Here is a 21476-nt window from a genome sequence, read left to right as displayed (position 1 = left end):
TCAGAACAATTTAAGGGTTCGTCCTATTAAAGTCAAATAAATGAAAGTTATCAATTAACAGAAAAAACTTATTAGCAATTTCTTATAAACATTTATTTTGTACTTAAAGCTTCGATACCCTAAAAAAATAAAACTTCTACCCTACCCATTTGCGAGCGTTTCTAAATAAACGCATCCAAGGAGCATCTTCTTGCCATCCATCTGGATGCCATGAGTTTTGAACGGTTCTAAATACTCGTTCTGGATGAGGCATCATAATGGTAACTCGTCCATCAGGCGTAGTTAACCCTGTCATCCCTGCTTCTGTTCCATTTGGATTAAATGGATAAGTTTCCGTTGGATTACCAATCGCATCAACATAACGTAGACCAACCAGTCCAGCTACATCAGCAGATGATCCAGCTCCAAAATCCATACGACCTTCACCGTGCGCTACTGCAACAGGGATACGCGTTCCTTCCATCCCTTTTAATAGAATAGATGGTGAATCTTGAATCTCTACCTGAGAGAAACGTGCTTCAAACTGCTCAGACTCATTACGAACAAACGCTGGCCAACCTTCTGCACCAGGAATAATTTCTTTAAGGTTTGATAACATCTGACAACCATTACACACACCCAAGGTAAATGTATCTTGGCGATTGAAGAAACCTTCAAATTCTGAACGGGCTGTTTCATTAAATAAGATTGAATTAGCCCAACCACGACCTGCACCCAATACATCACCATAAGAGAAGCCACCACATGCAACCAAACCTTTGAAATCATCGAACTTAACTGAGCCAGACAATACATCAGTCATATGCACATCAATCGCATCAAACCCTGCCTTATCAAAAGCCGCAGCCATCTCTTGCTGACCATTTACACCTTGTTCACGTAAAATAGCCACTTTAGGGCGTGGCTTACCTGTAAATTCAGATGTAATATCATCATTAGCATCAAAGGTAACCACTGGTGCAATCTGAGTATTTTCATCATTTTGAATGGAATCAAATTCTTGTTGCGCACAATTTTCATTATCACGCAAGGCTTGCATACGATAAGACGTTTCAGACCACCAGGCCTGTAAAGTCTTACGCGGTTTGTTAAGCAACGTTTTACCATGCGCTTGAATATTAATTTGATCGTTATCCGCTGTTGAGCCAACCCAGTGTGACATTGACGTTAGGTTGTATTTATCCAAAATGACCGACACAGCAGCTTTATTTTCAGTAGTAACTTGTATAGCCACCCCAATCTCTTCTGCACACAGCGCAGCAATTGCTTCTGAGCCTAATGCAGACACATCCACATTTAAACCACAATGCCCAGCGAAGGCCATTTCTAATAATGTCACCAGCAAACCGCCATCAGCACGATCATGATAGGCCGTCATTAAATCAGTAGTCAACATCTCTTGAGTCGCATCAAACAGATTAAGTAGGTCTTGTGAATCATCTAAATCAGCAGATACATCACCTACTTGATTATAAACCTGTGCTAAACAACTTGCTCCCACACGGTTCTGACCTTTACCAAGGTCAATCACTAATAACTCGGTTTCACCCAAATCCGTTCTCAATTGAGGAGTCACAGTCTTACGCACATTTTGAACAGGGGCAAAAGTCGTGATGTTTAGAGATACAGGAGAGATAACTGCTTTAGATTCATCACCGTCTTGCCAAACCGTTTTCATAGACATTGAATCTTTACCAACGGGCACAGCAATACCAAGCTCTGGGCACAGTTCCAAGCCAACCGCCTCAACAGCATCATACAGTGCCGAATCTTCACCAGGATGTCCTGCTGCTGCCATCCAGTTTGCAGAGATTTTAATATCACTCATTTTTGCGATTTTTGCACAAGCAATATTGGTAATCGCCTCAGCAATAGACAAACGAGCAGAAGCTTTTGGGTTAATCAAAGCCACAGGCGGTCTTTCACCAGAAGCCATTGCTTCACCAGTATAGCCAGAATAATCGGCACAAGTTACAGCCGCATTAGCCACTGGCACTTGCCATGGCCCCACCATCTGGTCACGAGTTACCATACCTGTAATACTTCTATCACCAATGGTAATTAAGAAGTTTTTGCTGGCAATGGTCGGTAATTTTAATAAACGTTCAGTAACATCTTCAAAATCTAAATTTGCAGTTTCAAAACCTGCTTGAGGAATATTGCGTGTTTCGGCGGAGCGGTGCATTTTAGGCGGTTTACCTAACAATACATTTAAAGGCATATCCACTGGATTATTGTCAAAAACGGTGTCGTTAACAATTAATTCTTGCTCTTTGGTTGCTTCACCTACAATGGCGTATAAACAACGTTCACGCTTACAAATATCCTCAAACTGCTCAATTTTATCTGCATGAACCGCAATAACATAACGCTCTTGAGATTCATTACTCCAAATCTCCATTGGCGACATGCCAGGCTCATCATTTGGTACAGAACGTAAATCAATACGTCCACCTTTACCAGCATCATTTACTAGCTCTGGGAAGGCATTAGAGATACCGCCCGCACCTACATCGTGAATAGACGCAATCGGTGTTGCTTCACCTAAATAGGTACAACGGTCAATGACCTCTTGCGCACGACGTTCCATCTCTGGGTTTTCACGCTGAACAGAGGCAAAGTCAAGAGCTTCGGAACCAGCTCCCGTATCGACCGATGAGGCTGCTCCACCACCAAGGCCAATTAACATGGCTGGCCCACCAAGAATGACTAATTTAGCACCAACAGGAATATCGCCTTTTTGAACGTGCTCTTCACGGATACTTCCTAGACCACCCGCCAACATGATTGGCTTGTGATAACCACGGACTTCTTCACCATCATTCGTTGTAAAAGTATTTTCATAAGTACGGAAATAACCGTTGATGGCTGGACGACCAAATTCATTATTGAAACCAGCTGCACCTAGCGGCCCTTCCATCATAATTTCAAAAGGCGTCACAATACGTGCGGGTTTACCATAATCACGCTCCCAAGGCTGTTTAAAACCAGGAATATTAAGATTAGAAACCGTAAAACCTGTTAAGCCAACTTTTGGTTTAGAGCCTTTACCTGTTGCACCTTCATCACGAATTTCACCACCAGAACCTGTCGCTGCACCAGGCCACGGAGAAATCGCCGTTGGATGGTTGTGGGTTTCGACTTTAATCTGAAAGTGAACATTCTCTTTATGAGTTTGATATTGACGTGTTTCAGGGTTTGGAAAAAATCTTGAAGCAGGATAACCTTCTACTACTGCCGCATTATCGCTATAAGCAGACAACACGCCTTGTGGGTTTTTTTGATAGGTATTACGAATCATACCGAACAGTGAATTAGGCTTATCTTCACCATCAATTGTCCAGTCCGCATTAAAGATTTTATGACGACAATGTTCAGAGTTTGCTTGTGCAAACATCATGAGTTCAGCATCGACTGGGTTACGATTTAAACCATTAAACGCCTCTACCAAGTAATCAATTTCATCAGAACTCAGTGCCAAGCCCATTTCCACATTGGCAACTTCCAACGCTTGACGACCACCACCAACAATATCAACTGTTGAGTATGGCTTAGGTGATTGATGGGAGAACAATCCTTCTAAAGACTCGAAATCATAAGATACTTGCTCCATCATACGATCATGAACAGCACCTTCCATGGCAGATTTATCTTGCTTAGATACACCAGTAAAACTATAAACGATTCCACGTTCAATTCTATGCACATGCTCAATACCACAAGTATGAGTAATATCTGTTGCCTTAGAAGACCATGGTGAAATAGTACCTAGTCGCGGAGTAACAATACAACTATCTGAAGATAGCTCTGCGGCTTTTTCGGCTTCAGAATTATTTAATAGCACCTTCAAATGCGCTAATTCAGTTTCAGTTAATTCACCATCCAAATCCACAAAATAAACAAACTGTGATTGAATACTCTCAATCGCACCAATAGTTTGTAATTTAATTAATAGTTGATTTAAACGATAGGCTGAATGAGCTGGATTTCCCCAGATAACTTGCATACTTTTACCCTTATACAAAAAACAAAGCCCTCAATAATGAGGGCAATAATAATGTCCGATTATTCTACTAACAATCCAAGACTTTCAAAAATATAACGTCTCTGCTTCTCATTTAAAGGAGAAGCGTTTTCAGGAGCTGAAACCGTTAATATGACTTTTTCAGCATCCGTTTCGGATTGAGTTAACTTTAATTTAACCAAGTCTGGTAAGGCCTTTTTACCTGAGTCCTTCCAAAAAGCGAGGCTAGAGATAAATGAGTCATCTTCTTTTACCGATTTTGGAACCAAGGCCCATAATTCATAATGTGATGCTTTTACTTTATCTACTGACCAACTAGCACGATAAATCATCGCTTGAAGGTAACTCCAACTCTTATCAAGGCTACTTCTAAATGCAAGACCTTCTAACTCCTCGCCCTCTACAACTTCAACCATCTCTTCAGTCACTTTCAACTGAGCCAAAGCTTTTTCACTACTTGAACCAAAAAACACCATTGTTTCATAAAGCGCTTGCGCTTCCATCACTGGGTTATAAGGCTTAATACGCCACTGTCTATCAATTTCACGCGCCTCATTCGCATCAGGAGAGTAAAGTTCACCATGATTAACATAGACTTTGACTAACCCTGATTCTGGAACCGTTTCAACTCTAGCAGTAAACTTATCATAAACACCATCAGCCAACTCTGGGCGCCAACTGTTAAACAACCTAGTTAGAGGACCCACATCATCTAAAGGCACCAATTCTGTTCGAGCAAGGTAATTGGTCTTCATAACACCGATATCTTTACGCTCTTCAGCTACCTCAAAACCTTTAGAAATAAAGAAACGTTTTAAGCTAGACCAAACCTGTTCACTGTTTGAGGAATCAATTTCCAACCAACGCTCAGACAGGTTGCTTTTAATAGCTAAACCTTGCGCTTTGAAGTTGGGAATATAATCATATTGATCTTTTTCTGCTAAAGCATCCTGCTCAGCTTTCTGAAGCGCTAAAGACATTTCTGTTTGCGGTTTAGCAGGATTAAATAGATTGGGGGGCATTTCAAGAGATTTAACTAACTTGGCTTCATTGTCTCTGTAACTACCATCAGTACCGAACATATTCGAAATAGTAGAACAACCTGTTAAACTCAACGTCGCAATCGATGTTGATAATACAAATGTTTTTGCATAAAGACGCATAAAACTTTTTACCTTTAGATTAGTCAATAAAATACACTTAGTTAAGTGCTATGCCAGCTTCAATAAGCGCTTTACGCACAATTGGTTTACAAGATTCTGATAATGGCGTCATAGGTAAACGAAGCGTTCCTCCCATTAACCCCATTTCAGCAACGGCCCATTTCACAGGAATTGGATTTGACTCAATAAAAATATCCCTATGAATAGCCTGAAGTGGAGCATCTAACTCTTTAGCTTTGACTTCATCTCCAGCCAAAGCGGCAGCATAAGCATCATGTAACTGCTTAGGCGCAACATTCGCTGTCACAGAGATACCGCCATGACCTCCTGCCAAAATAAAATCAATTGCCGTTGCATCGTCACCCGTATATAAATCAAATTCTGGCGACACCCCAGCTTTAATCTGCGCGACTCTACTGATATCCCCTGTTGCTTCTTTGATACCAATAATATTTTTAACCTGAGCCAGCCTAATCACCGTTTCTGGCAATAGGTCACAAGCAGTACGGCCTGGAACATTGTATAAAACCTGAGGAATATCAACCGTTTCAGCAATTTTCTTGTAATGCTGATATAAGCCTTCTTGAGTTGGCTTATTGTAATATGGAGTCACTAACAAACAAGCATCTGCCCCAGCCTCTTTAGCGCATTGTGTTAAAGAGATTGCTTCACTCGTTGAGTTAGCGCCCGTTCCAGCAATCACTGGAATTCGCCCGTTCACTTTTTCAACAACAAAACGAACGACTTCACAATGCTCTTCCATATCTAAAGTAGCAGATTCACCTGTCGTACCCATTGCAACAATGGCATCGGTTTCAGAAGCTATATGGAATTCAATCAATTTTTCTAGGGCGTCAAAATCGACAGATTCATCTTCTAACATCGGCGTGACTAGCGCCACCATACTGCCTCTAAACACGGTGAATTTCTCCATTCATTTTACAGTAATATAAAAAGTGTAATATTACCCTTTCCACCCCGACACTTCAACCAATTAATGGCGTTTATCCCAGACTCTTAACTTACCCAAAAGGACTTAAGGATAAATAAGAAAAAACATCACACATTTACGGTTGATTAGAGTAATGAAGTTGGGCATACTGAAAGCGTTCACATCTAATTTGGAATAGCTAAATGAGTATAAAAATTGGAGACAAACTCCCTCCTTTCAATGTAAAAGCAACATCAAACCTAACCATAACCAATCCAGATCTTATTGATAAATACACTGTCATCTATTTTTACCCTAAAGACAGCACTCCAGGCTGTACAACCGAAGGCCGAGATTTTAGCGCCCTTCAGGCTGAATTCGACCAACATAACACACAAATCTTTGGCGCCTCTCTCGACAGCATGAAACGTCACGATAACTTTATCGCCAGACAAAATTTCACTTTTAACCTCATCTCAGATCCCGAAGCAGAATTTTGCAATCTTTTTGGCGTCTATCAATTAAAAAAGAACTTTGGTAAAGAATATATGGGAATTGTGCGCAGCACCTTTCTTTTTGATAAAACTGGCACCCTTATTAATGAATGGAGAAACGTTAAAGTAAAAGGACACGCACAAGAAGTACTCGACACAATTAAAAACCTTTAAAAAACATCATTTAAAACACCTAAGGATTTCTCATGACCAATGAAGCAAAAAGGTTATTTATTCTAGATACAAATGTTTTAATGCACGATCCTATGGCTCTTTTTAACTTTGAAGAGCACGATATATTCATCTCCATGACCGTATTAGAAGAGCTTGATGCTGGCAAAAAAGGCATGTCTGAAGTCTCCCGAAACGTGCGTGAAACCAACCGATTAATTGATGAAATCATTAGTGATGCAAGCTTTGAAGATATCAAAGCAGGTCTTTCATTAGAACGAATCCATCCAAACTCATCGCAAGAGCAACTCCATCTTGGCAAACTTTTTTTTGAAACCGAACCTTTAACCTACGATCTTCCCAGCTCCCTTCCTAGTCACAAAGCAGATAACCACATTCTGCAAACAGGGCTTGCTCTAAAAGAGTTGTACAGCAACCGAAACGTCACACTGGTTACCAAAGACATTAACATGCGTATTAAGTCTTCTACGGTTGGTTTACATTCAGAAGATTACTACAATGACCGCGTTCTAGAAGATGCTGATCTTCTCTATACTGGTTGGGAAATGCTTGAACCGCATTTTTTTGAAAAACACGGCAAAACTATGAAGTCATGGCAAGAAGGCAGCCGAACCTTTTACGAACTCGAAGTCGATGAAAAGTGCAAATGGCATCCAAATCAATGCCTTATCAGTGAAAATGATGCTGGATTCAACGCCATCGTTAGAGAAATATCTCACGGAAAAGCCATACTTGAGTACTTACATGACCATGAGAATCCCAATCACTCTATCTGGGGAATAACAGCAAGAAACTCAGAGCAAAACATTGCACTAAACTATCTAATGGACCCTGACATTGATTTTGTTTCATTACTTGGTACAGCAGGCACAGGTAAAACACTATTAGCACTGGCTGCCGCACTTGAACAGACCTTAGATTTGAACAGATACAACGAGATTATTATGACTCGCGCAACGATTCCTGTAGGCGAAGATATTGGCTTCTTACCAGGAACAGAAGAAGAGAAAATGACGCCTTGGATGGGAGCCCTAATGGACAATCTTGAAGTATTAACCGATTCCGACGGCTATACCGATTGGGAAAAAGAAAGCACTCAACAACTACTCAGTAAGCGCATAAAAATCAAATCAATGAACTTTATGCGTGGACGCACTTTCCAGAAAAAATTCATTATTCTTGATGAAGCGCAAAACTTAACCCCTAAACAAATGAAGACACTAGTTACTCGCGCAGGAGAGGGCACGAAAGTAGTTTGTTTAGGAAATATAGGTCAAATAGATTCACCTTATTTGACCGAAACAACAACAGGTTTAACCTATATCGTTGACCGATTCAAAAACTGGGATCACAGCGCACATATCACACTTCAACAAGGTGAAAGATCAAGGCTTGCAGAGTTCGCTTCTGACAACTTATAACACCCTTACCCCATAAAACAAAAAAGGCCCACAAGGGCCTTTTTAATGAATCAGATACAGAAACTACTTTGATCTGCCTAGCGCCTGTTCTTCTTCAGTTGGCACTCTAAATCCTAACTCAGTCGCTCTTTCGCGACAATATTCCACTGCAAACTCAAGCAATTCACCCACTGCACGATGACGGAATTTGTGCTTTTGTCTTACATGAGAAAAAGGACGTAAAATTGGTGGGTCTAAAGGAATCGCTTTTAAAGTCCCTAAACGTAATTCTTTTGAAAGCGTGGTACGAGATACAACCGCCAAACCGACTTCAGACTCAACAGCCATCTTAACCGCTTCTGGACTACCTAACTCCATGACCACATTTAAATCACTGTAGCTAAAGCCTTGCTCACGAATATAAGTATCGATTACCGAACGAGAACCTGAACCTTCTTCACGAGAGATATAACCAAACTTACGGAAATCTTCAACCGTGACTTTATCTCGCTTAGCTAAAGGATGGTCTAACGGGCAAATCAACTGCATTTCATCAATACGGCAAACGTCAACTTCAAGGTTCTTGTTTTGCACAGGAGCTTCAACCAAACCTAAGTCAATCATATTATTTTCGACCATAGAAACGATAGCGTCAGTATTACCTACTTGTAAACGAATATTAACATCTTGAAATTGTTTCTTAAATGCGCCCAAAAGACTTGGCAACATATATTCTGCAATGGTTGTACTTGCGCCAATAACCAAAGTACCAGTTACTTCACCAGTCAGCTCTCGTACTTCACTATTCATCTTCTCATAATGCTCAAGAATCTGATCAGCATAGTCATAAACAACCTTACCAGCATCTGTCAGAGTAATCTTATTATGGGTACGATCAAAAAGACGGGTATTAAAGAAATCTTCTAACTGCTTAACTTGGAATGTCACTGCCGGCTGAGTCATGTGAAGGGTTTCTGCCGCTTTTGTAAAACTCATTACCTTTGCAACAGTGTGGAACACCTGAAGACGTCTATCTGCCATCCGTAAATTTCCTTTATGCTCTATAAAATTAATTTGCTGCAATGAATATAGGGGTTTCGCTATTAAAAGTCAATGAACTTAATCACTGTATAAGGGTTTTTTGTCCATTTAATTATACTCGGTGCAAAACCACGACACCAATACGAGATTCATACTAAGTTTAGCGTTTTAATGGTCATCTTTATGGCGTTCAAGATTTTCTTGCCTTAACTTAGTTATACTCTCTGCCTGAAGCTTTTTCATTTCCGTTTTTAACGACCTAATCTCATTACTCATATGCATAATAATTCGCTCAACATGCTCATCATTAACAAGCTGTTGATTTGCTAAACGCTTCTCTGTTGCTTTCATGTAATCCAAAATATCACGCTCTAACTTACGCTGTTCAGAACCGATTAAGAAAGCCGAAATATTTGCAGTAACCAACGAGAAAAACACCACGCCAAACAAAATGAGAAAAACACCAAAAATGCGCCCATACTCAGAAACAGGAACAATATCCCCATAACCCACGGTCGTAATGGTAACTAAAGAGTACCAAACTCCATCCCAAAATGTCTTATCCTCCAGAAATGCAAACAGCGCCCCTGCTCCTAAAATAATAAAAGCCGATGCTACTAAGATTTGACCAAAACGGTTTCGATTTAAGATGGAGATAAAATCTTTAAAAAAACTGGTAAAAAAACGAACAAACAATAATAAACGAAGGGAGCGCACAATCAGCGCCCAATCACTACCCCAGTTAAATCCAGGAAAAGCAACTAGAACAATGGCAACGTTTAACCAATTCTCTTTAAGATAGCGAACTTTATTTTTTACAAAAAACAAGTTAACGACTAATTCAGCAAAAAAGACAAGCCAAATTAAACTATTAATCCAATGAGAGTGAATCAACTCTTCACTAAACAGCATAAACACCTGGGCAAAAACTACCAGAAGAGCAATCAGAACTATAAACTCAAACATCCGACCTATTTTTTGAGCCTTTTCAGACTCTAAATAGTTCACCCCAGCGACACCTAAAAGCGCATTTAACCTCATAATTTATTTATATTCCTCGTAAAATTTGTTAGCTTTTAGGAAAATTTTTAGCGAGCCTTGGTAGAGCTTCACGACCATTTAAAGCTTGCCCCATCAACCAATTTTTAACAAAAGTCAACTTATTCGCCATCGGTAAAAATGGCTTTCTAAAGACCGTTTTAAGAGAGGCGTCTTGTTTAAATAACCAGTCAAAACCTTCCATCGACCTTTGAACTAAAGCATTATCTCCACGACGCCATCGCTCATACTTTCTTAAAACAGAAAAACTACCCCAACGCTTAGACGCATCTTTAGCGTTAATGATAACCTCCACCAGCGCGGCCGCATCTAACAGGCCTAAATTAACCCCCTGACCAGCTTGAGGGTGAATTGTATGAGCCGCATCCCCCACTAAAGCGAGGTTCGACTTTACATAGTGTTCAGCATGCCTTCTAACCAATGGAAAAGCCCCTCTTTCTGCAACTTCAACCACCTGCCCCAAACGATAATCCGATGCTTGGGATATTTCTTTTGCAAACTCTTCGTCTGACAACCCTAATGCCCACTGCATTTTATCCATTGGTAAATACCAAGCAATTGAGCTGACATTATCCCCCATCGATAAAAAGGCAAAGGGGCCATTTTGGGTATAACGTTGCCAGCAAGTATCTTGATTTGACAGTTCAGTCCTAACACAACCCACCACTGCGCACTGCTCATAATCATGGGTATCTAAACCAATATTAGCTAACTGACGTATCTTTGAAAAAGCACCGTCCGCACCAATAACTAATTCTGTTTTTAAACAACCGATATTCTCTAAGGTTAACCAGGCCTGGTTATTTTTAAAATCTAAGGCTTCAATATTCACGCCAAATAGCACTTTAATCATATCGCAAGCTTCAACTTGCTCCCACAAGGCCGCTTGAATAACATCATTTTCAACGGTATAACCTAGGTTTGGCTCGTTCATATCTTGAGCAGAAAAATGTACCTCACCTGGCGTCACTTCATCCCAAACATGCATAGCCGTGAAGGGGTGATAGCGCCTTTTTTCAATACCCGCCCAAGCACCTAAGTTTTTTAAAATTTTTTCAGAAGCTCGCGTTAAAGCACTCACTCGAACTTGATAAGGCTTTTCAGAACTCCACTGCAAATCAACAGGCTTATTCTCTAGCAAAAGAACCTTTATACCCTGTTGACCTAAGCCTAAAGCTGTTGCAGCACCAACCATCCCGCCGCCCACAACAACAACATCCCAAACACTGTTTTTTAAACCTTCAGTTTGAATAGATTCACCACTCATGCTCGGCTACCTCTCATTGCAAATTTTGAAAAACGGCGTTTTAAACCAGGCATTGCTTGCATTGCCATTAAACCGATACCTCTTAGGTGACCAACTAATGGAGAAGAGTGTTGAAAAATTTGAATTAAGCCATCGGTTAACCCCATTACCTTCTCATGATCAGGAGCACGACTTTTTGCATAATCATTTAACCAGGCCTGCTCACCTAAACCTTCACATTCAGATAAACCTTGTAGAAAAACCTCGATATCTCTAATACCTAAATTTAAACCTTGTGCGGCAACTGGGTGTTGAGTATGTGAAGCATTTCCCATCAATACCGCACGCCCTTTTGTCATTTGCGGAACATAGGTTTCTTTTAATGGATATACAATACGTGGACTTATTTTGACAAAACGACCTAAACGCTCGCCCATTTTGGCAGTGAATAATGCAATATACTCTTCATCAGATAAAGCTTGAATATCAGCCACTTGTTGTGCTGAGCAAACCAAAACGGCTTTATGTGAATGGCCAAACATAGGCAATAAAGCAACAGGCCCTTCTGTTGTAAAACGTTCATACGCCCATCCGTTAGGATGCAGCTCAGTCTCTATTTGTGCCAAAACACCAAACGCATCATAAGACTTCTCTTCAATCTCAAGACCTAAAATCTCTCTTACTTTAGATTGCGTTCCATCTGCGCCTACAATCAGCTGGGCAGAAACCTTATAAATAACCTGCCCTTCTTGCTCAGGATTTAATGCCACTGTTATTTGAACAGCATCATCGGACTCAACAAAACTTTCTAATACAGCAGGGCAAAGTAAACGGATATTCTCTTCTTGATTGGCTAACGTCCATAAAACGGCACCTAAATCACTCGACTGCACACTAAAACCTAGCGCATCCACATCCACCTCTTCTGCATGCAGAGTGGTAATCCCCATGTAACCTTTTTGTGACACATGAATATGCTCAATGGACGTGGTAAAAGGCTTTAACGTTTGCCAAACACCAATCTCTTCAAGAAAGGTTTGTGAACCTTTCGATAAAGCCAAAACGCGGCCATCAAATGAATTTTGAGCCTCTTCAAAATCATTCTTTTTAGGCATAAAACGTTCAGCTAAAACGACTTTTTTGCCCAAACGAGACAGCCCAATAGCAAGCATAAGCCCGACAGGACCGCCTCCTGCAATAAAAACATCAGCCTGGTAAGTTTCAGTTTGGTTTGGTTTATTTGTCATCAATATATTTGCCCAGTTCTATTTGATTCGTTACAGCCTATTCGAAAATATTAACTAATCGCCACAAGAGGCCATCCAAGCCTCAATCTCTTTAACCGTTCTTGGTAACCCTTTTGTTAAAACTTCATGACCCGATTTAGTAACCAAAATATCATCTTCAATACGAATACCAATATTATGCCACTTACCATCAACACTCTCATGTTCAGCAGAAATATACATGCCTGGTTCAACCGTTACGACCATTCCAGGTTTAAAATCACGCCATTGCTGGTTGATTTTATACTCACCCACATCATGCACATCCATTCCTAACCAATGCCCAGTACCATGCATAAAAAAGGGCTTATAAGCTTCAGCTTTAATCAGTTCATCGGTATCACCTTGCAATATACCCAACTCTACCAGGCCTGCTGTTAACACCTTAACCGAAGCTTGGTGAGCCTGGTCATAACTAACATTTGGTTTAATCACTTCAATTGCTGCTCGTTGGGCTTTTAAAACCAGGCTATAAAGTAACGCTTGAGCTTCTGAAAAGTGACCACTTGCAGGAAATGTTGTGGTGATATCCCCCGCATAACCCGCCCATTCTGCACCCGCATCAACAAGCAATAAAGCTTGTTTATTAATTTCTGAACGATTTTCTGTATAGTGCAAAATACAAGCATTTTCAGCCGAAGCGACAATTGAACTAAACGCCACTCTTGGTGAACCTTGCCTAACAAATTCGGCTTCTAAGGCCGCTTGAACCTGATACTCATAATCACATTCTAAAACAGCACGCATTGCCGCTAAATGACCCTTTACCGAAATTTGAGCCGCATGACGCATACGCTCAATTTCTTCAGGCGTTTTGCAGACACGCATTTCATGAAGGATCTTATCCAAGTCAGAGATATTTGAAGGGGCTGAAATACCTTTTCGCACTTTCTGTTTAAGTGACGTAATCCAGCTGTTTAGTAATTCGCTCCACTGGTTCAAATGACTAAAACTAAGGTAGATATTTTCAATGTTTTCTAATAAAACAACCGCTTGCTCTTCTAATTCATCAATCGACCAGGCCTGGTCAGTTAACAAAGCATTACACGCGGCATCTACTCCCAAACGTCTTCCTTGCCAAGTTTCTTGCTCTGGATCTTTAGGGCGTAAAAAGAGCACACTTTGTGTTGCCTCTTGCTTAACCAGAAACAACACAGAATCAGGCTCAGTAAACCCCGTTAAGTAGAAAAAATCGCTTTCGGCTCTAAAAGGAAATTCGACATCACGATTGCGTATTTGTTCTTCTCCAGAAGCAATAATAGCCACGCTATTATTTGGCATTTTTTCTAAAAGACGTTCTCGATTCTGTTGATAAAAATGATTTTGATCCATAAACTCCATGTCCTGATTTGCTAATTTAATGCAGAGTATCTGTTTCAGGCGTTGCGTCCATAATTGGAGGTGCCTGTGTTGGATTTAACTCTTCATTAATCGTTAAAATACCAACACGCACAAACTCAACTAATTCCATAAAGTCTGACTCTTCAGCATCCGTTAGTTGCTCTGAATCACTCAAACTGCCAATATCTATACGAGAAATTTGACCAAAGTCTTCAATCAACTCGCGTACTTCCTTTGGAATCTCATTTTCTGATTCATTCAATGCGCCAATCAATCCTAACCCGTAAAGAATACCTTCACACAACTGCCCCAACATGGCAGCTCTAAACACGAGAGATTCTGTATCTTCAGGAATACATAAGTTCAGTTCAAAACCTGAACCATTCATGCCTTTATTGGTCTCTTGGAAAACATCGTCCAACACCTTTAAAAAAGACTCTTTTACCGACTTAATCTGCGCCTCTTCAATGAGCTTTTTAATCCATACAGCCTCTTGTATATCACTATCTCCGCACAACAGGCCTATAAGCATACCTTGAATAAATGCTGGTGACTCGAGTTCGGGAAAAGGTGCAATCACCTCATTGACTTGTTCAAAATCCATTACAACTATCTCTTGTTAAACTTGAATGATTGGGGAATAATATCAAATTAAAGTGGTTACCGTTTAATCAAATACTGAAAGCAAATGGATTTTAAAGCGCCCTTTTACCATCAAAAGAACCCCTTCTAAACTAAAGACCAGGAGTGTCCAGTGCTAACATTAACCTTAATGAATCATACTTTTGAAATTCCATGCGAAGCCCACGAGCGTGAAAAGTTAATTGAAGCCGCCACCCTACTTGAAGATAAACTTGACCAACTGCCTGGTTTAAAAGGCGAAAGTAAGGTGCTAATGGTGGCGCTTAACCTCTGTTTTGACTATTTGCAACTAAAAGAAGATACCACTCAGTACAGTTTAAGATTGGAAGATCAACTTGATACGGTTATTAACCAAGTTGCCAGCGAGTCGAAGCAAGAAACACCAACCAACGTATAACTCAGCTAACCTTATGTGGTGGCTACCGTAAGAAATGCTAAGTAAGCTCGCTTAGCATTGATTATTTTTGCCCTTTTAAATAAAAAAAACTAATCAAAAATCACTCACTCCTCAAGCATTCAGCTCATTCTATTTGATATAATACTTTCACGGCATATGGTTACCAAACATAAACCCCGTTCCGATAATTACAATATTGGGGTCAGATGCTAAAAATGGTGTGCATCTCGTTAGCTTGCTAACCCGAGAAGCCTAAATTTTTTGAGGAGACTGCCACCTGGACTTTACGGTCTAGGGATTTTAGTTTGGTGGCTATGTGCTTTTTTCTTTTTTGAGACCCCATTTTTATGAGACCTCTTGATTCAACAAGCCTACGTAAACACCTCAGAAATAATCGAAAAAACTTAACGGTACTTGAGCAAACAGAACACTCTGAACTCGCATTCCAACACGTAAAACACCTTCTTGAATCCAATTCCTATTTTAGAACCCCAAAAAAGATTGCCCTTTTCTTATCGCAAGATGGCGAACTATCCACTCAAAAAACAATTCAACACCTTTGGGAAAATACCAACCACCAGGTTTATCTCCCTGTATTGGAAACCCGGGATGAATGGCATATGGCCTTTGTTCAATACACAAATCACAGTGAAATGATAGCCAACCAATTTGGTATCCAAGAGCCATCAGCCCCACTAAATAAACACTTATCTGGCGAAGCGATGAATTGGGTGTTTATGCCATTAGTTGGCTTTGATAAACAAGGCAACCGTTTAGGAATGGGGGGGGGTTATTACGATCGAACATTTGAGTTTAAACTGCATCAAAAACAATCCTCGACCAAACTCATTGGTTGGGCGCATGAATGCCAAAGGGTTGAAACCCTTCCCGCTGAACCATGGGATGTTCCACTAGATGGAATTTTGACAGAAAAGGGCTTTAAACTATTTTAGAAATAGGCTGTATCCCCTAGCCATCGCTCTTTATTTACCTACAAAAAAGCGCCTTTCGGCGCTACTTTCAAGTCAAACTCATCACTCAATCTTATCAAGCAATCAAACCTAAATACCTGCGAGTAATTTCTCTGATACTGGGATTTTAAGTTTCTTGCCTACATATAATGAATTCGCATTTTTAATACCATTCAATTTTTTCAATGTTTTTGTGCTGACTTCATAGTTTGCTGCAATTTGTGAGAGCGTATCTCCCTTTTGTACTTTGTATTGAACGTAAAGTGTTTCACCCCAACTTGGTTTTTTACCATACTGATCAACATACTTATTTAACCCATCGGCAATGGCATTTGCCATTTTCAATTGAAACTTTTTACTCATTAAATTTCTAGCTTCATGCGGATTCGAAATAAAAGCTGTTTCAATCAGTAACGAAGGCATATCAATTGACTTTAATACTGCAAAACCCGCTGATTGAACCGAATGCTTGTGCATTTTCACAGTTTTTTGCATCTCTTTTAAAACCGTTACCGCTAATTTTCTACTGGCTTTAATGTTTGCATCTCTAGACAAGTCACTTAATGCAAATGCCACATCGTCATCTAAGCCATTTAAGCTAACGTCCTGTAACGAGGCGTTTTCACTTCTTGCCAATAGTTTTGCCATCGTGCTACTCGCACCACGTTCAGACAAAATATAAACCGAGCCGCCTCTAACAGAGTGGTCGTGAAAAGCGTCAGCATGAATTGAGATAAATAAATCGGCGTTTTTTTGTTTAGCAATTTGTACACGTTTAGAAAGCGGAATAAAAACATCTTTATCTCGTGTTAATACCGCATGCATCCCAGGTTGGCGGTCAATAATTTTCTTTAACTCTTTTGCCATAGTTAAGGTAGCATCTTTTTCATAGATACGGTTATGACCGATTGCTCCAGTGTCTTTTCCACCGTGTCCAGCGTCAATGGCAACCACAAACTCATGTGATTTGGCAAAAACAGCACTCTCTTTATTCAATAAGCTCTCAGTTTTTTTATTAACGCTCGGTTTCGTTGCTTTAATCATTTTTTGATTATTATCAACACTTGCCATTTTGACTAACGGAGCCGTTATTTTGGGAGGTGTATTAACTTCTTTTTTAATTGATGTACTACTGGCTGAATGTGCAGTTAATACCGCTTGCTGAGTGACTTTAGTCTTGGTGTTATCCAATGCTTCAGACTTTGATTTGCTTAAAACTGTATTTTTTGATAATGCGGGTTTAACGTTGTTTTTTGTTGCTTTAGCTAAGGACTTATTGGTTTTTGTAATAATTTTTTTGTCCGTTAAATCGACAACTAAACGTGCTTTTTTTGAGTTTTCATCTAATAAAAACGCTTTATATTCGGGCGTTTTATGTAAATCTAAAACCACTCGAACACGTTTACTGTTTTTAGATACACGAATTTTAAAAAGGCGACTATCAGTGATATGTTTGTTTTTGAAAGACAAGTAATTCGCCGTATTATAAAAATCAACAACAAGGCGAGATGGGTTGGTGAGCTCCGACACTTTATAGGTTTGAGTATCTTTTAAGTCAAACACTACACGTGTTTTATCTGATGTCTGCCCAATACGCATTGAAGATAATACTCCACCTGCCACAGCGTTTTGCATCCATAAAAAAAGAAATGCACCCAAAACCAATGAGATTGTTTTTTTGGTCAATTCTAGCGATTTCATGTTCTTAGCCCAACCTTTTTACTTTTTTACTTTCGCAGACTCTCTTCAAAAGCCCCTTACCTAGAGGGGTATAACAAAAACCATGCCATAAAATATGTCAATTTTTTGTTATCTCAAAACCAAGATTAGTTCTCGTTTTGTGACATCAATTGCTCTACAAGTAAGTTGCCTTTTTCTGAAATGCCCTCAAGAACAACTTTTCGACCTTCATCTGCATAAAAAAACTCAAATTTAACGTCTGCCTTGGGCAAAATAGGGGCGCCTTTTTGAGGCCATTCAACTAATGCAACGTAATTTTTCTTAAGCAAATCTCTTATGGCTAAATACTCTAACTCTTCTGGATCGCAAAGTCTATATAAATCAAGGTGATGTATCGTATTTGTAGAAAAATTGTAACTTTCAACAATAGTATAGGTTGGGCTTTTAACTTTTTGACCTGGTAAAAAATACTGCACAAAGGCTCGTGAAAAAAAAGACTTTCCAGTACCTAAATCACCATGTAAATAGAAAATCATACCATCGTCAAAGGCTTTATCTTGTTCAACCAAACTGGCCACTATCCTAGCAAACTCAATACTTTCAGACTCATCGAGCAAGTTTACTTCTGTCATCATTAGCAATATTTACCTATTTTAAAAATTAAAGATTAAGGAGATAGACTCGTATTCGTAAACGCACTATTAAGCAGATATTTATGTCTCAGTTGTGGTGCAATTACAACATTGTTAATTTGATACACTATTGTCCATGAAAGAAGCCATAATCCGCCCCAACTTGCCAAATAACAGACCCGAATATCTCGCCACCCAAATAAAAGATTGGGGCAAAGAACTTGGGTTTGCGGATATTGGTATTTCTGATATCCAGCTATCGGCTTACGAAGCCAACTATTTTAACTGGATAGGTGAAAACTTTCATGGCGAAATGGATTATATGGAGCGTCACGGCACAAAAAGAACACGCCCAAATGAGTTAGAACCAGGCACAATAAGTATTATCAGTGTTCGAATGAACTACTTTGACTCGAACTCTAATCACGCCACTCAACAACTTCACTCCAGTGAAAGCGCCTATATCTCTCGGTATGCGTTGGGTAAAGATTATCATAAACTAATGCGTAAACGACTACAGGTCCTCGCCAATAAAATTACTGAGGTCACTGAACATTTTAGTTACCGTGCCTTTTCTGACAGCGCCCCCGTCTTGGAACGCCCTATTGCTGAAAAAGCGGGGTTAGGATTTATTGGTAAAAACAGCCTTATTATTCACCCAAGGGCTGGCTCATGGTTTTTTCTTGGTGAGATTTACACCAATTTAAACCTCCCTGCTGACAAACCTTTTACTAAGCAAGGTTGTGGGCCTTGCACCGCCTGTATTCAAGAGTGCCCAACACAAGCGATTGTTGATAATGCCGTGGTCGATGCTCGTCGCTGCATCTCCTATTTAACCATTGAATTCAAAGGTTCAATCCCTATTGAATTACGCTCTCTTATGGGCAATCGAATTTACGGTTGCGATGATTGCCAACTGGTTTGCCCGTGGAATAAATTCACTGAAGCCACTGCAGAAGAGGCTTTTAAAGCGAACCATGAACTAGATTCTGCCACACTTCTTGAGTTATGGTCTTGGAGTGAGGCACTGTTTTTAAAACGTTTTGAGGGCTCGCCAATACGCCGAATAGGTTATGAGCAATGGAATCGTAATCTAGCGGTTTCAATAGGCAATATAAAAGGTGACACTCTAACGGTCGATAAGGCGAGTAAAGCCTTACAGCAAAAATTTGGCAAAATCAGCGCCCTGGTTGATGAACACATAGAGTGGGCACAGAATGAATTAATGAATCAAACCTCTAGTTTAGAAGTTACCAGGCCTGGTAACTTTGAAAACAGACTTAAAAAAGAATCCATTAAACCTTTTGTCGCTAAAAAGTACTATTTACCTAAGTTCAAATAAAAACACCTAATTCAAAGCAAACATTAAAAACCGTTATACAAAATAGTTATGCAAAATAGCATTAAGCTACCAGGCCTGGTAACGCTATACTAAAACTATAATCGGTCAAAAATAGAACCTTGTGTCGGTGTAAACAACTTAGCATAAAGCCTAGACGCATAAGTGTTTGTCATACCAGCAATATAGTCCGATATGATTCGTTGTTGTGCTTGCTCATTTTCTGCCCTTTTATATTTTTCATAAGCATTTGATGGCAATAAAGCACTGGGATTGGCTCTTAATGATTTAAACAGTTCTAGAACAATCAACTGCCCTTTGTATTCCATCTGCTTTACTTCAGGAATGGTAATCACATTTTTAAAGACAAACGTTTTTAACAGTTCTAAAACAGCCGTTTCTCCCTCTTTTAATCGCGCTTGATATCGCAATAATGGGTGTTCAAAATCTGGATTCTCATCCATATAAATCGATTCAACCATAATACCCACCATCTTGCTCACTGCATGCTTACGCCCTTTTGACGAGTTACTAAAAAGCAAATCGGTCATTTTACTATCCCACAAAGCGTACTCTTTAAATACTGGGTTTTCCATCACCTCAGCTTGCCATAAGTCACGGGCGACCATTTTCATAGCCACCGCATCTTCTAGGTCGTGTATGCCATAGGCAATATCATCTGCCAATTCCATAATGGTTGTATCTAAGGCTTTATATTGGGTTTGACGGTGACAACCTTTACAGTCTGCCAACTGGGTAAAACGTAACCTGTCTTCGGTAGAAAAAGGAGCTAAGACCCAATCGAACAACGCTTTCTCTTCTAAATACAAACTTTTAGGCGGAGACCAACGATTCATTTGTAGGGTTCTAAAGTCGTCCACTTGTGGTTCACGTAGCTGTGCTTGATAGGTTGTATTGGCGGAAATCACATCATTATAGATAGCAGGATATTTCATTACCCCCAATGCCGTTCTGCGAGACAAATCCAAACCATTGTGTGCGGTATACTCACCCAACTGAGCCAAAATCCTTAACGTTTGTGCATTACCCTCAAAGCCACCGTAATGACGCATCATATAATTTAAAGCCACCTCTCCTCCATGCCCATAAGGAGGGTGACCAAGATCATGCGCTAAACAGATTGCTTCAATCAAATAAAACGAAGGTAACCACTCCATATAATCTGCATCTTTACCATGATCGTTCATACCTACGGTAATAAGCTGTTCGACTAGGCCAGAACCAATCTGTGCCACTTCCATCGAATGCGTCAAACGCGTTCGATAAAAGTCAGACTCACTTAACCCAAATATCTGGGTTTTAGCTTGTAAACGTCTAAAGGAGGCTGAGTGAATGACCCTAGCTCGATCACGTTGATAAACGATACGGGCAGGTCTGGATGGCAATGATTGCAAACAATCTGAATAGCGTTGAGTCCACTGCTGAGTTTCGATTGAATCCATAGCGATTTTTATTCCTTCTTAAATGAATGACTGCTCATTCAAAACGCACAAAACGATCTATTAATGATGCTTATCATACTGAATAAAAACCTGTTTTCCTATTGATATAGAAATGATTACACTGTCTATCTAACAACGTGTAATCAAAAATAGACGTTTTTTACTTTTATGGTTA

General features: G+C 39.9%; 17 protein-coding genes. 5 read left to right on the top strand and 12 right to left on the bottom strand.

What is annotated here, in order from left to right; translation table 11 throughout:
- Positions 1-136: 136 nt before the first annotated feature.
- From purL to dapA, 3 genes are read right to left on the bottom strand one after another with little or no spacing between them, the layout of a single operon-like run.
- Positions 137-4006, bottom strand: coding sequence for a phosphoribosylformylglycinamidine synthase (gene purL / locus A379_RS12135; RefSeq protein WP_040728361.1), 3870 nt, complete (start codon positions 4004-4006; stop codon positions 137-139).
- A 59-nt stretch (positions 4007-4065) separates the two neighbouring features.
- Positions 4066-5187, bottom strand: coding sequence for an outer membrane protein assembly factor BamC (bamC, locus tag A379_RS12130; RefSeq protein ID WP_040728360.1), 1122 nt, complete (start codon positions 5185-5187; stop codon positions 4066-4068).
- A gap of 37 nt (positions 5188-5224) precedes the next feature.
- Positions 5225-6106 (bottom strand): 4-hydroxy-tetrahydrodipicolinate synthase, encoded by an 882-nt coding sequence (gene dapA / locus A379_RS12125; RefSeq protein WP_040728358.1) that lies wholly within the window; start codon positions 6104-6106, stop codon positions 5225-5227.
- Between the two features lie 215 nt (positions 6107-6321).
- On the opposite strand from dapA, the gene A379_RS12120 reads away from it, so the two are divergent.
- Both A379_RS12120 and A379_RS12115 read left to right on the top strand, forming a co-directional pair.
- A complete protein-coding gene (locus tag A379_RS12120) occupies positions 6322-6786 on the top strand; it encodes a peroxiredoxin (RefSeq protein WP_040728357.1) in 465 nt (154 codons plus the stop codon).
- Positions 6787-6818: 32 nt separating this feature from the next.
- The gene (locus A379_RS12115; protein ID WP_040728356.1) at positions 6819-8225 is read left to right on the top strand and encodes a PhoH family protein; all 1407 of its coding nucleotides are present in this window, start codon (positions 6819-6821) and stop codon (positions 8223-8225) included.
- A gap of 63 nt (positions 8226-8288) precedes the next feature.
- Here A379_RS12115 and A379_RS12110 read toward each other — a convergent pair whose 3' ends face one another.
- The 6 genes from A379_RS12110 to A379_RS12085 form a co-directional block, all read right to left on the bottom strand.
- Positions 8289-9245, bottom strand: coding sequence for a LysR family transcriptional regulator (locus A379_RS12110; protein WP_040728354.1), 957 nt, complete (start codon positions 9243-9245; stop codon positions 8289-8291).
- Positions 9246-9413: 168 nt separating this feature from the next.
- The gene (locus tag A379_RS12105) at positions 9414-10286 is read right to left on the bottom strand and encodes a potassium channel family protein (RefSeq protein WP_232744851.1); all 873 of its coding nucleotides are present in this window, start codon (positions 10284-10286) and stop codon (positions 9414-9416) included.
- A 28-nt stretch (positions 10287-10314) separates the two neighbouring features.
- A complete protein-coding gene (locus A379_RS12100; RefSeq protein WP_040728352.1) occupies positions 10315-11571 on the bottom strand; it encodes a UbiH/UbiF/VisC/COQ6 family ubiquinone biosynthesis hydroxylase in 1257 nt (418 codons plus the stop codon).
- Positions 11568-12797, bottom strand: a complete 1230-nt coding sequence (locus tag A379_RS12095) for an FAD-dependent monooxygenase (RefSeq protein WP_040728351.1) — start codon at positions 12795-12797, stop codon at positions 11568-11570. Before A379_RS12095 ends, A379_RS12100 begins: the two co-directional genes overlap by 4 nt.
- A 54-nt stretch (positions 12798-12851) precedes the next feature.
- On the bottom strand, positions 12852-14168 hold the full coding sequence (locus A379_RS12090; protein WP_040728349.1) for an aminopeptidase P N-terminal domain-containing protein: 1317 nt from the start codon (positions 14166-14168) through the stop codon (positions 12852-12854).
- Between the two features lie 25 nt (positions 14169-14193).
- Complete coding sequence (locus A379_RS12085; RefSeq protein WP_040728347.1) at positions 14194-14781, bottom strand: UPF0149 family protein; 588 nt, start codon at positions 14779-14781, stop codon at positions 14194-14196.
- A gap of 150 nt (positions 14782-14931) precedes the next feature.
- Between A379_RS12085 and A379_RS12080 the strand changes: the two genes are divergently transcribed.
- Positions 14932-15216, top strand: a complete 285-nt coding sequence (locus A379_RS12080; RefSeq protein ID WP_040728346.1) for a cell division protein ZapA — start codon at positions 14932-14934, stop codon at positions 15214-15216.
- 347 nt (positions 15217-15563) lie between these two features.
- Positions 15564-16169, top strand: a complete 606-nt coding sequence (locus A379_RS12075; RefSeq protein WP_040728344.1) for a 5-formyltetrahydrofolate cyclo-ligase — start codon at positions 15564-15566, stop codon at positions 16167-16169.
- 108 nt (positions 16170-16277) lie between these two features.
- Here A379_RS12075 and A379_RS12070 read toward each other — a convergent pair whose 3' ends face one another.
- Both A379_RS12070 and tsaE read right to left on the bottom strand, forming a co-directional pair.
- Positions 16278-17888 carry an N-acetylmuramoyl-L-alanine amidase gene (locus A379_RS12070; protein WP_040728342.1) on the bottom strand — a complete coding sequence of 537 codons (1611 nt, stop codon included), beginning with the start codon at positions 17886-17888 and terminating at the stop codon, positions 16278-16280.
- Between the two features lie 125 nt (positions 17889-18013).
- Complete coding sequence (gene tsaE, locus A379_RS12065) at positions 18014-18502, bottom strand: tRNA (adenosine(37)-N6)-threonylcarbamoyltransferase complex ATPase subunit type 1 TsaE (protein WP_051145209.1); 489 nt, start codon at positions 18500-18502, stop codon at positions 18014-18016.
- A 133-nt stretch (positions 18503-18635) separates the two neighbouring features.
- Between tsaE and queG the strand changes: the two genes are divergently transcribed.
- The gene (gene queG, locus A379_RS12060; protein ID WP_051145208.1) at positions 18636-19841 is read left to right on the top strand and encodes a tRNA epoxyqueuosine(34) reductase QueG; all 1206 of its coding nucleotides are present in this window, start codon (positions 18636-18638) and stop codon (positions 19839-19841) included.
- A gap of 95 nt (positions 19842-19936) precedes the next feature.
- Here queG and A379_RS12055 read toward each other — a convergent pair whose 3' ends face one another.
- On the bottom strand, positions 19937-21301 hold the full coding sequence (locus tag A379_RS12055; RefSeq protein ID WP_051145207.1) for an anti-phage deoxyguanosine triphosphatase: 1365 nt from the start codon (positions 21299-21301) through the stop codon (positions 19937-19939).
- Positions 21302-21476: the final 175 nt, after the last annotated feature.

Origin of the sequence: Thiomicrorhabdus sp. Kp2, from assembly GCF_000478585.1 — a bacterium.
In the GTDB taxonomy this organism is placed as follows: Bacteria; Pseudomonadota; Gammaproteobacteria; order Thiomicrospirales; family Thiomicrospiraceae; genus Thiomicrorhabdus.
Note: the sequence above shows the minus strand (reverse complement) of the source record. Positions and strands in the feature narration are given on the sequence as shown.

What these genes read in the sequence shown, in the direction of transcription:
- A379_RS12090 (WP_040728349.1), bottom strand. Translation starts at nt 14,168, where the DNA reads ATGGATCAAAATCATTTTTATCAACAGAATCGAGAACGTCTTTTAGAA.
- tsaE (WP_051145209.1), bottom strand. Translation starts at nt 18,502, where the DNA reads ATGATGACAGAAGTAAACTTGCTCGATGAGTCTGAAAGTATTGAGTTT.
- A379_RS12120 (WP_040728357.1), top strand. Translation starts at nt 6,322, where the DNA reads ATGAGTATAAAAATTGGAGACAAACTCCCTCCTTTCAATGTAAAAGCA.
- A379_RS12100 (WP_040728352.1), bottom strand. Translation starts at nt 11,571, where the DNA reads ATGAGTGGTGAATCTATTCAAACTGAAGGTTTAAAAAACAGTGTTTGG.
- queG (WP_051145208.1), top strand. Translation starts at nt 18,636, where the DNA reads ATGAAAGAAGCCATAATCCGCCCCAACTTGCCAAATAACAGACCCGAA.
- A379_RS12070 (WP_040728342.1), bottom strand. Translation starts at nt 17,888, where the DNA reads ATGAAATCGCTAGAATTGACCAAAAAAACAATCTCATTGGTTTTGGGT.
- purL (WP_040728361.1), bottom strand. Translation starts at nt 4,006, where the DNA reads ATGCAAGTTATCTGGGGAAATCCAGCTCATTCAGCCTATCGTTTAAAT.
- A379_RS12115 (WP_040728356.1), top strand. Translation starts at nt 6,819, where the DNA reads ATGACCAATGAAGCAAAAAGGTTATTTATTCTAGATACAAATGTTTTA.
- A379_RS12075 (WP_040728344.1), top strand. Translation starts at nt 15,564, where the DNA reads ATGAGACCTCTTGATTCAACAAGCCTACGTAAACACCTCAGAAATAAT.
- A379_RS12105 (WP_232744851.1), bottom strand. Translation starts at nt 10,286, where the DNA reads ATGAGGTTAAATGCGCTTTTAGGTGTCGCTGGGGTGAACTATTTAGAG.
- A379_RS12095 (WP_040728351.1), bottom strand. Translation starts at nt 12,797, where the DNA reads ATGACAAATAAACCAAACCAAACTGAAACTTACCAGGCTGATGTTTTT.
- A379_RS12085 (WP_040728347.1), bottom strand. Translation starts at nt 14,781, where the DNA reads ATGGATTTTGAACAAGTCAATGAGGTGATTGCACCTTTTCCCGAACTC.
- bamC (WP_040728360.1), bottom strand. Translation starts at nt 5,187, where the DNA reads ATGCGTCTTTATGCAAAAACATTTGTATTATCAACATCGATTGCGACG.
- A379_RS12110 (WP_040728354.1), bottom strand. Translation starts at nt 9,245, where the DNA reads ATGGCAGATAGACGTCTTCAGGTGTTCCACACTGTTGCAAAGGTAATG.
- A379_RS12055 (WP_051145207.1), bottom strand. Translation starts at nt 21,301, where the DNA reads ATGGATTCAATCGAAACTCAGCAGTGGACTCAACGCTATTCAGATTGT.